Raw genomic sequence first — 12626 nt, 5'->3', positions numbered from 1 at the left:
ACATTGTTGACCACGGTCGGGCACGCGTACAGGCCGGCGACGGCGGGGAAGGGCGGGCGCAGGCGAGGCTGGCCGCGGCGGCCCTCGAGCGAATCCAGCAGGGCGGTTTCCTCACCGCAGATGTAGGCGCCGGCACCGGCGTGCACGATCAGGTCGAGATCGAAGCCCGAACCGAGAATGTCGCGGCCCAGATAGCCTGCGGCATAAGCCTCTTCGACAGCGGCTTGGAGCCGGCGCAGCACCGGCACGACCTCGCCGCGCAGATAGATGAACGCATGGGCGGCGCGGATCGCGTAGGCGGCGATGATGGCGCCCTCGACCAGCACATGCGGGGTCGCCATCATCAACGGGATGTCCTTGCAGGTGCCGGGCTCGGATTCGTCGGCGTTGACCACCAGGTAGTGCGGCTTACCGGCCGCCGGCGAGCCCTCGGGATCCTGCGGGATGAAACCCCATTTCATGCCGGTGGGAAATCCGGCGCCGCCGCGGCCGCGCAGCCCGGCGTCCTTCACCGTGGCGATGACCTCGTCGGGATGCATGCCCAGCGCCCGGGACAGGGCGCGATAGCCGTCGTGTGCCCGGTAGGTGTCGAGGGTCCACGATTGCGGCTGATCCCAGTAGCGGGTGAGTACGGGCGCGAGCGTCATCACCGTTCCCCCTGTTCGCTATCCGAATCACCCTGCGGTGCAGCAGGTGTCGACTGTCCGGCCGCCACGCGCAGACCGGCGAGCGTGGCTTCTCCGGGGGTGCCCTCGTTGGCGTCGGGCCGCCGATCCGGGAATCCGGCGAGGATGCGGGCCGTTTCGCGGAAGCTGCACAACGGTGCGGCGCTGCGCGTGCCGGTGACCTCGCGTCCGGCTCGCAGCGCGTCGGCGAGCGCGCGGGCCGACTCCGGGGTCTGGTTGTCGAAGAATTCCCAGTTCACCATGACGACCGGGGCGTAATCGCAGGCGGCGTTGCACTCCAGATGTTCCAGCGTGATGGACCCGTCCGCGGTCGTTTCCCCGGGGGTGATCTCCAGATGCCGGGTGAGCGCGGCCAGGATCTCGTCGCCGCCCATGACCGCGCACAGCGTATTGGTGCAGACTCCGACGTGATAGTCCCCGGTCGGGGTGCGGCGATACATCGAGTAGAAGGTGGCGACCGCGGTCACTTCGGCGTCGGTGAGCCCGAGTTGTTCGGCGCAGAACGCGATCCCGGTGCCGCTGACATATCCTTCGACGCTCTGCACCAGATGCAACAGCGGCAGCAGCGCCGAGCGCGAGTGCGGATAGCGATCGATGATCTCCCGTGCCTCCGCCCGCAGATTCTCCTGTACCTGCGGCGGGTAGGGGACGGGCCGCTGCGACAACTGCAGCAGGATCGGGTCGCGACCGGTCGCGGTCGCGGGAATCGGTTCGGCTGTCATCGGTCGACACCACCCATCACCGGGTCGATGCTGGCCACCGAGGCGATCACGTCGGCGACCATGCCGCCTTCGCACATCGCCGCCACGGCCTGCAGATTCGTGAACGAGGGATCGCGGAAATGCACGCGGTAGGGCCGGGTTCCGCCGTCGGAGACCATGTGGACGCCGAGTTCGCCGCGCGGGGACTCCACCGATGTGTACACCTGGCCGGGCGGCACCCGCATACCCTCGGTGACGAGCTTGAAGTGGTGGATCAGCGCCTCCATCGACGTGCCCATGATGGTGCCGATATGTTCGGCGGAATTGCCGAGGCCGTCGGGCCCCAGCTTCAGATCGGCCGGCCACGCGATCTTCTTGTCCGACACCATGACCGGGCCCGGGCGGAGTTTGTCGAGGCACTGCTCGACGATCTTCAGCGACTCCTTCATCTCCTTGATGCGGATCAGGTAGCGGCCGTAGCAGTCGCATCCGGTGTCGGTCATGACGTCGAACTCGTAGTCCTCGTAGCCGCAGTACGGCTGCGACTTGCGCAGATCGTGCGGCAGTCCGGTCGAGCGCAGGACCGGGCCCGTCACTCCCAGAGCCATACACGAGGCCAGGTCGAGATATCCGATGCCGCGCGTGCGCGCCTTGAAGATCGGGTTCTCGTTGAGCAGCAACTCCATATCGCGCAACCGTTTCGGCATGAGCGCCAGCAGATCCCGGATCTTGCCCACCGCGTCGGGCGGCAGATCCTGTGCCAGTCCGCCCGGACGGATGTAGGCGTGGTTCATCCGCAGTCCGGTGACCGTTTCGAAGATGTCGAGGATCAGCTCGCGCTCGCGGAAGCCGAACAGCATCGGCGTCAGCGCGCCGAGTTCCATCCCTCCGGTGGCCAGCGCGACCAGATGCGAGGAGATGCGGTTGAGTTCCATCAGCATGACGCGGACGATGTTCACCCGCTCGGGAATATCGTCGGTGATGCCGAGCAGCCGCTCCACGGCCAGGCAGTAGGCCGTCTCGTTGAACAGCGGGGACAGGTAGTCCATCCGGGTCACGAACGTGACGCCCTGCACCCAGTTGCGGAACTCGAGATTCTTCTCGATGCCGGTGTGCAGGTAGCCGATTCCGCAGCGCGCCTCGGTGACCGTTTCGCCCTCGATCTCGAGGATCAGCCGCAGCACGCCGTGCGTGGACGGATGCTGTGGCCCCATATTGACGACGATGCGCTCTTCCGCGGCGCCGTCGAGGGCCTCGCGCACATCGTCCCAGTCCTGTCCGACGACCGTGACCGCCGGGCTCTCGGCGACCGGATCCGTTGCGGCGCCGGTGATTTCGGTGTGGTTCATCAGCTGTAGGTCCTCCGCTGGTCCGGCGGCGGAATACGCGCGCCTTTGTACTCGACCGGGATCCCGCCGAGCGGGTAGTCCTTGCGCTGCGGATGTCCACGCCAGTCGTCGGGCATCATGATCCGCGTCAGCGACGGGTGCCCGTCGAAGACGATGCCGAAGAAGTCGTAGGTTTCGCGCTCGTGCCAGTCGGTGGTCGGATACACCGCGAACAGCGAGGGCATATGCGGATCCGAATCCGGTACCGACACCTCGACCCGCACCCGGCGGTTGTGCGTGATCGACAGCAGGTGATAGGCGGCGTGCAGTTCGCGTCCCGTGTCGTCCGGATAGTGCACGCCGTTCACGCCGAGGCACAGTTCGAAGCGCAACGCCGCGTCGTCGCGCAGCGCGCGCGCCACCTCCACCACCCGTTCCCGCCGCACGTGCAGGGTCAGTTCCCCGGCGAAGACCACGATCTTCTCGATCGCGGCGCGAAATACCTCGTCTCCCACCGACTGTGCCAGGGCGGCGACCACCTCGTCGAAATAGGAACCGTAGGGCGCGGGGGTGCTGCCGGGCAGCGCGACGGTCCGCACCAGCCGTCCGTACCCGGAGGTGTCACCGGTGCCCCGGACGCCGAACATGCCGCGACGCACGCCGATGACCTCGTCGTCGGGACGGTCGGGGGAGGGGCCGCGCGATTCGGGTTCGATCGCCGGTTCGCCGGCCGGGCCGGAACCGCCCGCGCCGGGGGAGGATTCGGTGTCCGCGGGGCTGTCGTGCGGATCGCCGGCGCTGCGCGGTGCGTCCAGGCTCATCGCAGCAATCCCTCCATCCGGATCGTGGGGGTGGAGGCGAGCGCGGCGGCCTCGGCCGCGCGCACGGCCTCGGCGCGGTCGACACCCAGCGGCATCTGCTGGATCTTCTCGTGCAGTGTCAAGATGGCGTGCAGCAGCATCTCCGGACGCGGTGGGCAACCGGGTAGGTAGATGTCCACGGGCACAACATGATCGACACCCTGCACGATGGCGTAGTTGTTGAACATGCCGCCGGAGGAGGCGCAGACCCCCATCGCCAGCACCCATTTGGGTTCGGTCATCTGGTCGTAGACCTGGCGCAGCACCGGCGCCATCTTCTGGCTGACCCGGCCGGCGACGATCATCAGGTCCGCCTGCCGGGGGGAGGCGCGGAAGACCTCCATCCCGAAGCGGGCGCTGTCGAAGCGACCGGCTCCCGTGGCCATCATCTCGATCGCGCAGCAGGCCAGCCCGAACGTCGCGGGCCACAGCGAGCCCTTACGCAGGTATCCGGCGAACTGTTCGACCGTGCTCAGCAGGAAGCCGCTGGGCAATTTCTCCTCGAGCCCCATCTCGGATCAACTCTCACTTCCGTGTGCGAATCCTCGGTCCCGGCGGACGCCGGGACGACGGGTTGGGTATGCGGTGCCGACGGGCCGAGCGGCCCGCCCGCGTTCAGTCCCAGCTCAGGCCGCCGCGCCTCCACTCGTAGGCGTAGGCAACCGAGACGTTGAGAATGAACAGCGCCATGGCCGCCAACCCGAAGACGCCGAGGGCATCGAAGTGCACCGCCCACGGATAGAGGAATACGATCTCGATGTCGAAGATGATGAACAGCATCGCGGTGAGGTAGTACTTCACCGGAAAGCGTTGTCCCGCAGCATTTCCCGGCCCGCCGGCGATGGCGTGCGGGGTGGGTTCGATACCGCATTCGTAGGCTTCGAGTTTGGCTCGGTTGTAGCGTTTGGGGCCGATCACGGCCGCCAGCAACACCGATCCCAGCGCGAACGCGGCAGCGATCGCACCGAGCACAAGAGTCGGCACCTGGGTATTCACAACGGCACAACCCCTCTCCCTCGCCGGCAACTGCCGAGGCGGGGCTGACATCGTCGTCTGCCGGGCCAGTCTCACCCCGAAGCGCAGCTCGAGCGCGAGCGCGGGACGACAGGGCAGGCAGGGCGCCATTCATATCAACAGCCACGCTCGTGTGAGCTACAGCACAGCCTACAACTGCTCTTTCTGAATACTCACGGTTCCGCCCCGGTGTTTGATCGAATTCGGAACTGTCACTTATGACCGAACCAGCGCAATGGCCTCCCCGCAGCCGGGCGCGCCGCGACCCTCGGCGCGCACGAAAACGGTCGGCCGACGAGATTGTCGGCCGACCGGGAAAGCGCTGATCAGGCGGCGGGGCGAGCGTTCAGAGCCGTGGTGACCGCCGAGGTGAGCTGGAACGGGTCCAGCGGATGCGCGACCGCCGCCTCGGCCCGGGACCACGCGGCGAGCCAGGCATCGTCGGCCCTGCCGGTCAGCACCACGATGGGCGGGCAGTCGGCGATTTCGTCCTTGAGCTGTTTGGCCAGCCCCATTCCGCCGGTGGGTGTGGCCTCACCGTCGAGAATCGCCAGGTCGATCCCGCCGGCGTCGAGCTGTTCGATCACCACCGGCGCGGTGGCGGTCTCGCGGTAGTCGAACGGCGGCAGGTCGGGATGCGGATGCTTGCCCAGCGCCAGCATCACCTGGCGACGGGTGTCGGCATCGCTGCTGTAGACGAGAACCCGCAGCGCGGGACGGTTCGCATCGGCCACGCTTGGGATGCTACGTCCATCGGATCGGCCGCGGTGGCAGCTTGGGCGGCAACGGTCCCCGCGCCGGGCGTGGCGCTCGCAGCCCGCTTCACCGCCAGGTTGATCGTGCCGATCGGAATCGTTGCTGGTCACCGCGAAGAAAACGCGCGATCCTTATAACCGGCGGCAGTTCGGTCACAGAACTGTCCCGGCAGGGCGTAACAACGACAGGCTCGACAGGGCGGTGGACGATGCGAATTTCGGAGGTTTTGCGCAACAAGGGGGCCGATGTGGTGACGATCGCGCCGGAGGCGACGGTCGACAGATTGCTGGCGGTGCTGGCCGAACACAATGTCGGCGCGGTGGTGGTGTGTGGTGCCGGCGGCGCGTTGGACGGGATCGTCTCGGAGCGGGATGTGGTCCGCTGCCTGCACAGACAGGGTGCGCAGCTGTTGACCCGGCCGGTATCCGACATCATGACCGCGATCGTGCACACCTGCTCGCCCGAGGATCGGGTGGAGAGTTTGCGCGCGACGATGACCGAACATCGGATTCGGCATCTGCCGGTCGTCGATCACGGGCGAATGGTCGGGATCGTCAGTATCGGAGACGTGGTCAAGAGCGCGATCTCGGAGTTGCAGGACGAGCGCGAGCACCTCGAGCAATATCTGCAGGGTTGAGTGTCCGGTCCGGATCCGGCCGCACGTGCGGCCGCGACAGCACCGTGCCCGGGCCCGCCGGGACGCGGGCACGGTCGGTGCCGGTGACAATCAGGCCAGGCCCCACGCCTGCGGCAGGCTGACGATGTTCGCCGCGATCGACGTGAGGGTGTCGAGCCTCGCCACCGCATCGTGACGGCGGCCGCCGAATCCGTCATTGCCGCACGGTGATTGGATATTCACCGGTTCGTAACCACGAAAGGTTATCTGCGCGCGCCGTTTCGGAGCAGAATTCCCTCGGGCGGTTCGTTCGGAACCACGAGGTCGCCGATGCCGGCATCGGGTGTATCGGGTGGGGTTCGAGACGTGCGCTGTCCCTCGGAGCTCACCGCCCGGCGTCTGCGTTGTGGAGCGTTCCGAACGGCCGCCGACCACGTCGCATATCCGGGCGGTGATCCGGCCGATTCGATCGGTGACCGATCGCGTATTAGGGTGCGTTGCACGCGCGTCCGTTCGCTGGTCGGCGGCGCCGAACACGCCGTTCGATCCGAAGGACATTCATGCGCCGCATCGCATTCGCCGCGTCCCTGCTCGCTGTCGCCTGTACCGTCGGGGCCTGCGGCGGCTCCTCCGGCGACCAGGCGAGCGGCGCCACCGCGACATCCGCTGCGGCGCAATCGAGTTCCGTCGCGGCGGCGGCCGGCCAGGACTGCGGCGCGCAACCGTGGCCTCGTCCGTTACCCGACTTCCGCGGGAAGCCACTGGGACAGACCGTGGTCGGTGCGGCGCTGTGCTTCGACGTCACCGGTATCACCACCGCGGACGGCCGCGACGTGATGCATGATCCGGGCGCTGCGACGACCCCCTGGACGGTCACCGCACAGCAGCCGGAGGCGGGGACGCCGGTCGCCGCGGACACCCCGGTCACGCTGACGGTCGACGTCCCGCACTGATCGCTACTTGCTGGCGGCGCGGGCCAGGTGCTCGGGATACCGGGCTCCGGCGAAGGCGTCGGCCGGGGCGGCGGCCTCGATCCGCGCCAGATCCTCGGCGCTGAGCTCGATCTCGGTGGCCGCCACATTCTGCTCGAGATAGGTGCGGCGCTTGGTGCCCGGAATCGGGACCACGTCGTCACCGCGGGACTGGACCCAGGCCAGCGCCAATTGTCCTGCGGTCACGCCCTTTTCCTCCGCCATCGCACGCAGTTCGGCGACGACGGCCAGGTTGCGGTCGATGTTGTCGTCGGCGAAGCGGGGCAGCGCGCGGCGCAGGTCGTCGGCGGGCAGATCGGCGGTGGAGGTGATCGAGCCGGTGAGGAAGCCGCGCCCGAGCGGGGAGAACGGCACGATTCCGATGCCGAGTTCACGGCAGGTGGGCAGAACCTCCGCTTCGATACCGCGCGTCCACAGCGACCATTCGCTCTGCAGTGCGGTCACCGGATGTACGGCGTGCGCGCGGCGGATGGTCTGCGCGGAAGCCTCGGAGATGCCGAGGTAGCGGACCTTACCCGCGGTGACCAGCTCCGACAGCGCGCCCCAGGTCTCCTCGACCGGCACATTCGGGTCGACGCGGTGCTGGTAGTACAGGTCGATGTGGTCCACGCCGAGGCGCTTCAGCGATTCGTCGCAGGACTGCGCGACGTAGGCGGCGTCGCCCCGGGCGCCCATGCTCCCGCCCTCGCCCCACACGATGCCGAATTTGGTCGCGAGGACCACCTGGTCGCGCCGACCGGCGATGGCCCGGCCCACCAACTCCTCGTTGGCGCCGGCGCCGTAGACGTTCGCGGTGTCGAGCAGGGTCACCCCGAGGTCGAGGGCGCGATGGATGGTGGCGATCGACTCCTCGTCGTTGTCGCGCACACCGTAGGCCTGGCTCATGCCCATGCAGCCGAGTCCCTGTGCGCCGACGGTCAATTCGCCGAGTTTCCTGGTCGCGATCATGCGAGCGGTCCTCCTGAGGTGCCATCGGATTGGATGGTGAGTCCCTGCGAACTCACGAGGCCGACGCTACGACTTGGAGTGCGCTCCAAGTCAAGCCGTTACCGGGAGCCGTCGTCGTCGAGCCGTGCGACGAGCACGGCCAGTGCGTCGCCGAGCGTGCGGCGCTGCTGCGGATCGATATCGTCGAGGGCGGCGGCGAAGCGCTGGATCCGGGCCGATGTGAGTCCGTTGACCAGTGATTTCGCCTGTTCGGTGACGGTCAGCAACTGAGCTCTGCCGTCGGCCGGGTCGGCGGTGCGTTCGAGGTATCCGTACTTCTCCAGACCCGACACGATGCGCGACATCGTGGGGGCGGTGACGTGTTCGGCGGCGGCCAGATCGCCCAGTCGCATCGGACCGCTGCGCACCAGCGTGCCCAGTGCCGCCGCCGAACCGGGGCTCAGCGAACCCAGGTCGCCGGAGCGCCGCAGGAGCCGGGTGATCCTGCCGAGCGCGAAATACAGATCCGCCGCCTCGGCAAGTTCCTCCGCGCTGCGTGCGCGCTCCTGCTGGATCATGGGCGTTGTCGCTCCTACGCGTGTGCTGGGACCGTCGGCAGCCGCACCGTCGGCGATATCCGATTCAGTAAGTATGCCCTCCCGCTCGATCCCGACGCGTTCGGCCTGCTCATCGACGGCGCCGCGTGTTTCTTCGGCCGACCCGGCCGCGTTCCGCGTGGCGGTTGCGCACCGTTCCCGCGCGACACGCTGCCGACCGGATCGACGGCGGACGTTCCGGGCCCGGCGTCCCAGGCCTGGAGAGTCGAAAATGCCTCGGGCACAGGGTATCTTGGACTTGAATAATGGGTTAACGGACTCAGGACGGCGATGAACACAGCGGCAAACGAACTCCGCGCGCAACACAGCGCTTCGACCACTCGAAACCCCGAGTGGGACGCCCGCGCTCGAGCTGAGCTCGCGATGTAACGTCGATCGCCGTTTCACCGCCTGGAGACGCGGTCGCCGTCGCTTGCGATGACGACGCGACTCGGGTGATCACGCCTTTCCGTCTGCGTTGCACTGGTTGTCGGCATCGCAGTCTGCAACAGCACTGATATCGAAGCCGGATCGCTGGGCTCCGTAGCCGAATTCTGTCTGCGGCGGCTCGGGTTCCGGCCGCGCGTCACCTGTGTGAACCCCCTCGACAATGCGAGCGGCGGGTAGTCCGAGCATGTAAAAAACGCCCCGAGTCGAAGGGCGGCTTTCGGCACGGCTACAACGCTGCTCTCTTACCGGAAGTTGGCACGACCGATGAGAATCGATCGCATTACCGCAGCTTCACAGCCGATGGCGAGTCCGTCGAAGCCCGGCATTTCGCCGATACGCCGCCGGCTCTTTCTTTTCCTGTTTCTCTCGGTGCTGGCCGTCCTCGCACCGCCTGGCATGATCGGAATGGCGCGGGCGCAACCCGGTACCGATACCGGAGACGACAGTTCGTCCGTGGATGCCGTCAGTTGGATGCAGATACACGATTCCACCGGGGCCCCGCTGGCGAACTATCAATTCGCCACGAAAGACCCCGGAATACTGCATCCCGGCACCACGGTGTTGTGGTCGGCTCTCGGGTTCGAACTGATCCTGTACGTCGTCATCATGACGACCGCCATATGGCTCATCGGCATGGCCCTCAGCTTCAAATGGCTGGATATGCTGGCAAACCCGCTGCGCGGGCTGGCCTCCGCACTCACCGAACAGCTGGCGACTCCGATGATGCTCGTCACCGCGGCAACCATCGGCGCACTCGTCGTGGCCTGGTTCGTCGTGCGCGGATTCCATTCCAAAGCCACGTCACAAGCGGTAACGATGATTCTCATCGGCATAGCCGGGCCGTTCTTCCTGGCGAACCCGCTGGCCGATGTCCTCTCCTCCGACGGACTGATGGCCCAGGGCCGCGACCTCGGCATTGCCGTGGTAGCAGGCCTGCAAGGCCGATCCATGCCCGCGGCCGGTGAATTTGTGAAGAACATCCAGAGCGGCCTGGCGGACAACTTGGTACGCAAGCCGGTGCAGGTATGGAATTTCGGACATGTCATCGACGGCAATTCCGCGTGCCGGAACGCGTGGACCGCCGGAATCACGGCCGGCAGCAAGAATCTGCTGCACTCGGGCCTGGAGAACTGTCATGACATGGATGCGATCCACCGCATCGACCATCCGACGATGTCGCAGGTCGGTACCGGCCTGGTGCTGATCCTCTGCGGCTTGATAACAATCCTGTTCGGCGTCTACATGGCACTCAAAATCATGCGCACGGCGTTCGACGCCATCTACTACGCGTTCATGACGATATTCGGGTTCGCCGCGGGCGGATTCATATACGGACCCACCCAGACGCATCTGGTGCGAAGTCTCGTGCATTCCTTCGTGTCCGGATTCAAAATGGTGGCCTTCATTATATTTCTCGGGATATATCTCGTCCTTCTCGGCGGCCTGTTCGACCAGGCGCAGGGCCAGGTGTTCGCGGTTCTGATAATCGTCGTGTGTGTCGAGATCATCGCGATCACGCAGCTGCGCCGCCTCGATTTCAACCTGGACAGAGGAAACGACTGGATCGCCAACCGATTCGCACTCGCGACCCAGGGTGGCTTCGCCACGGGGGCCGGGGGAAAGACCGCCCTCGGCATGCCCGGTGGCGGATCCGGCGGGCATTCTCCGACGAAGCTTTTGACCACCGTGGCGGCCCTGAACACCTTGAACTCGTCACCGATCGCCGCCTGGGCCGCCGGGCGCACCATGGGACCGCTGAATCCGTTCGCGCTACGGCGCAAGCGCGCGGATCTGGCGAATATGGACAGCGCGCCCCTGAACCGCGAGGGTGCGCAATGGCTCCAGCTGAACCGGCTGAACTGGCGCGAGAAGGCGCTCGCGCGCGCCGGCGGCGACGGTTTGGAGTCGACCCTCGGCGTGGCCAACGCGCTGGACGGGTTGACCGACAGCCGGGTGCCGGATCTGTACCTCGCTCCCACCCTTTTGGCGACCGGAGCCACCGATCAGGGAGTCATCGACGCGCTGCGGGCATTGGCCGTGCAGAAGGCGAGCCTCCGGGACGCGTCGCCGTACGGGTTCGCCCCGCTGCAAAAGGCGCTCGCCGCGTCGATGGCCGTCGACAACCACGTCGGCGATCGCGCGCACGAGGCCTTCTCCGCGCAGGCGGTGGTAGCCGCGGCCAACTTCAGGCGCCACGCCAACGCTCCCGAGGACGGCGCCGCGATCGATCACAATTTCGTGCGGCTGGTCGAGCGATCCTGGGACTCCGAGACGGCGATACGCCGGATCACTCCGGACCAGTGGAACAATGCCGGTCGCGACACCCGCTACTACATCGGCAACCGATTGGCCGAGAACCACCTGGCGATCGCGGAGAGATATCACCGGTCGGTGGTGACCAACGACCCCGCGTTGGAGCAGCACAGGCGCCAGTTGCGGGAATCCGCACGCCGGATCACCAATCTGCACCATCTCAAGCCCGAGATGGGCGCCGATCCCTGGCAGCCGTGACGCTACGGCTCCGGCCGTGGAGACACTTCCGGTCCGGTGCCGGGGCGTCGCGTGGCCGGATGACGCTTCGGGGCCGGTTCGGGGGCGGCGGAGGTGGTCGGCAAGGGGCCGGCGGGGTGGTCGGTGGTCGGGTGGAAGGCGTGGTCACCCACCCGGGCGGGATCGACCATATGCGCGACGAACAGGCGCGCCGCCGGAGTTGGGGTGCCGGTCGTCACCGCATGCCACGGCCGGTCCAGCGGTGTTCCCTCGACCGGCACGACGACCAGATTGCCTTGCGCCACATCGGCTTCCACCGCGTCGCTGTGAATCAGCGTGATCCCCAGCCCTTCCCGGGCGGCGGCGAGGACGGCGCCGTGGGTGCCGAGGGTGAGGGCGGGTGGGCGGATCTGCAGCCGATCCAGCAGGGCCAATGTGGTGTCCCTGGTGCCCGAGCCGGGGCCGCGCAACAGCCAGGTCGTGGTGCGCGGATCGTGGGATCGTCCCGGCGCTCCCACCACGACCAGGCGGCTGGGCCGGCGCGCCCGCACCACCAGTCCGGTGTCGCGCGGCGGACGCCCGGCGATCACGAGATCGGTTTCGTGGTGCTGTAATTCGATGAACAGCAGATCGCGCGGGTGGATCGACAGACCCAGTTCGATCTCGGGGTAGCGGTCGCGAAACGACACCAGCAGCCGCAGCAGCACGTATTCCCCGGCGGTCGCCACCACCCCGATACGCAACCGCCCCGTTTCGGCGCGGCGGACCGCGGCATGCGCCTCTTTCATCAAACCCAGGATGCTGCGGCAGTATTCGGCATAGACCCGCCCCGCCTCGGTGAGTGCGATACCGCGTCCGGATTTCGCGATCAGTTTCGCGCCGAGCTGCTTTTCGATATGTGCCACCGCCGCCGATGCGGCCGCCTCGGTGATGTGCAGTTGCGCAGCGGCGCGCCGAATGCTGTTGTGCCGGGCCACAGCCAGGAACGTTTCCATTCGGACCGCACTCACCGTTCCCATCTACAGACGGTAGCAAACTCAACGATTCGGTTGAGCGAGACCGGAAACAATCGAATTGTCCTCGCCGGGCGGTGCCCGCATCCTGAATCTGCGCACTCGCCGCACCATCCCAAGAGGTGTCGCAGGTGAGATTCGCGCAGCGGCTCGCGACGCCGACCGGGTGCGGGTGTCCCGCAAAATACAGGAGGACC

Annotated in this window: 13 protein-coding genes and 1 pseudogene; 3 read left to right on the top strand and 11 right to left on the bottom strand. The window is 67.0% G+C overall.

What is annotated here, in order from left to right:
* The 7 genes and pseudogenes from A5780_RS33455 to A5780_RS33425 form a co-directional block, all read right to left on the bottom strand.
* Nucleotides 1-647: pseudogene (locus A5780_RS33455) on the bottom strand (NADH-quinone oxidoreductase subunit F); the annotation flags it as partial.
* Entirely contained in the window at nt 647-1408 is a 762-nt protein-coding gene (nuoE, locus tag A5780_RS33450; protein WP_064911046.1) for an NADH-quinone oxidoreductase subunit NuoE, read from the bottom strand. The gene nuoE and the pseudogene A5780_RS33455, both read right to left, overlap by 1 nt.
* Entirely contained in the window at nt 1405-2736 is a 1332-nt protein-coding gene (nuoD, locus tag A5780_RS33445; protein ID WP_030514410.1) for an NADH dehydrogenase (quinone) subunit D, read from the bottom strand. The genes nuoE and nuoD overlap by 4 nt, the downstream gene beginning before the upstream one ends.
* Complete coding sequence (locus tag A5780_RS33440; RefSeq protein WP_064907080.1) at nt 2736-3362, bottom strand: NADH-quinone oxidoreductase subunit C; 627 nt, start codon at nt 3360-3362, stop codon at nt 2736-2738. The genes nuoD and A5780_RS33440 overlap by 1 nt, the downstream gene beginning before the upstream one ends.
* 170 nt (nt 3363-3532) lie before the next feature.
* Nucleotides 3533-4087 (bottom strand): NADH-quinone oxidoreductase subunit B family protein, encoded by a 555-nt coding sequence (locus tag A5780_RS33435; RefSeq protein ID WP_063014745.1) that lies wholly within the window; start codon nt 4085-4087, stop codon nt 3533-3535.
* Nucleotides 4088-4190: 103 nt separating this feature from the next.
* Entirely contained in the window at nt 4191-4571 is a 381-nt protein-coding gene (locus tag A5780_RS33430; RefSeq protein WP_030514407.1) for an NADH-quinone oxidoreductase subunit A, read from the bottom strand.
* Nucleotides 4572-4915: 344 nt separating this feature from the next.
* Nucleotides 4916-5323, bottom strand: coding sequence for a response regulator transcription factor (locus tag A5780_RS33425; RefSeq protein ID WP_174553982.1), 408 nt, complete (start codon nt 5321-5323; stop codon nt 4916-4918).
* A 230-nt stretch (nt 5324-5553) separates the two neighbouring features.
* Here A5780_RS33425 and A5780_RS33420 point away from each other — a divergent pair, with 230 nt between their 5' ends.
* Nucleotides 5554-5982: a CBS domain-containing protein gene (locus tag A5780_RS33420; RefSeq protein WP_063014747.1), complete on the top strand. Its 429-nt coding sequence runs from the start codon at nt 5554-5556 to the stop codon at nt 5980-5982.
* A 90-nt stretch (nt 5983-6072) separates the two neighbouring features.
* Here the strand turns inward: A5780_RS33420 and A5780_RS42650 are convergent, their stop codons facing one another.
* Nucleotides 6073-6204 (bottom strand): hypothetical protein, encoded by a 132-nt coding sequence (locus A5780_RS42650; RefSeq protein WP_255401990.1) that lies wholly within the window; start codon nt 6202-6204, stop codon nt 6073-6075.
* 317 nt (nt 6205-6521) lie between these two features.
* Here A5780_RS42650 and A5780_RS33415 point away from each other — a divergent pair, with 317 nt between their 5' ends.
* Entirely contained in the window at nt 6522-6914 is a 393-nt protein-coding gene (locus A5780_RS33415) for a PASTA domain-containing protein (protein WP_030514403.1), read from the top strand.
* A 3-nt stretch (nt 6915-6917) separates the two neighbouring features.
* On the opposite strand, the gene A5780_RS33410 is transcribed toward A5780_RS33415, so the two are convergent.
* Both A5780_RS33410 and A5780_RS33405 read right to left on the bottom strand, forming a co-directional pair.
* Nucleotides 6918-7901: an aldo/keto reductase gene (locus A5780_RS33410; RefSeq protein WP_064911045.1), complete on the bottom strand. Its 984-nt coding sequence runs from the start codon at nt 7899-7901 to the stop codon at nt 6918-6920.
* A 98-nt stretch (nt 7902-7999) separates the two neighbouring features.
* The gene (locus A5780_RS33405) at nt 8000-8458 is read right to left on the bottom strand and encodes a MarR family winged helix-turn-helix transcriptional regulator (protein ID WP_030514401.1); all 459 of its coding nucleotides are present in this window, start codon (nt 8456-8458) and stop codon (nt 8000-8002) included.
* Between the two features lie 768 nt (nt 8459-9226).
* On the opposite strand from A5780_RS33405, the gene A5780_RS33400 reads away from it, so the two are divergent.
* Nucleotides 9227-11437, top strand: coding sequence for a TcpD family membrane protein (locus A5780_RS33400; RefSeq protein ID WP_063014757.1), 2211 nt, complete (start codon nt 9227-9229; stop codon nt 11435-11437).
* Between the two features lie 2 nt (nt 11438-11439).
* On the opposite strand, the gene A5780_RS33395 is transcribed toward A5780_RS33400, so the two are convergent.
* Nucleotides 11440-12435, bottom strand: coding sequence for a LysR family transcriptional regulator (locus A5780_RS33395; protein ID WP_228793406.1), 996 nt, complete (start codon nt 12433-12435; stop codon nt 11440-11442).
* Nucleotides 12436-12626 lie beyond the last annotated feature (191 nt).

The organism is Nocardia sp. 852002-20019_SCH5090214 (genome assembly GCF_001665865.1).
GTDB lineage: Bacteria > Actinomycetota > Actinomycetes > Mycobacteriales > Mycobacteriaceae > Nocardia > Nocardia nova.
Note: the sequence above shows the minus strand (reverse complement) of the source record. Positions and strands in the feature narration are given on the sequence as shown.

Bases quoted from the DNA above. Each gene is read 5' to 3' on its own strand.
- A5780_RS33400 (WP_063014757.1), top strand. From the start codon at position 9,227: ATGGCGAGTCCGTCGAAGCCCGGCATTTCGCCGATACGCCGCCGGCTC.
- A5780_RS33410 (WP_064911045.1), bottom strand. From the start codon at position 7,901: ATGATCGCGACCAGGAAACTCGGCGAATTGACCGTCGGCGCACAGGGA.
- A5780_RS33440 (WP_064907080.1), bottom strand. From the start codon at position 3,362: ATGTTCGGCGTCCGGGGCACCGGTGACACCTCCGGGTACGGACGGCTG.
- A5780_RS33415 (WP_030514403.1), top strand. From the start codon at position 6,522: ATGCGCCGCATCGCATTCGCCGCGTCCCTGCTCGCTGTCGCCTGTACC.
- A5780_RS33435 (WP_063014745.1), bottom strand. From the start codon at position 4,087: ATGGGGCTCGAGGAGAAATTGCCCAGCGGCTTCCTGCTGAGCACGGTC.
- A5780_RS33405 (WP_030514401.1), bottom strand. From the start codon at position 8,458: ATGATCCAGCAGGAGCGCGCACGCAGCGCGGAGGAACTTGCCGAGGCG.
- A5780_RS33395 (WP_228793406.1), bottom strand. From the start codon at position 12,435: ATGGGAACGGTGAGTGCGGTCCGAATGGAAACGTTCCTGGCTGTGGCC.
- nuoD (WP_030514410.1), bottom strand. From the start codon at position 2,736: ATGAACCACACCGAAATCACCGGCGCCGCAACGGATCCGGTCGCCGAG.
- A5780_RS33420 (WP_063014747.1), top strand. From the start codon at position 5,554: ATGCGAATTTCGGAGGTTTTGCGCAACAAGGGGGCCGATGTGGTGACG.
- nuoE (WP_064911046.1), bottom strand. From the start codon at position 1,408: ATGACAGCCGAACCGATTCCCGCGACCGCGACCGGTCGCGACCCGATC.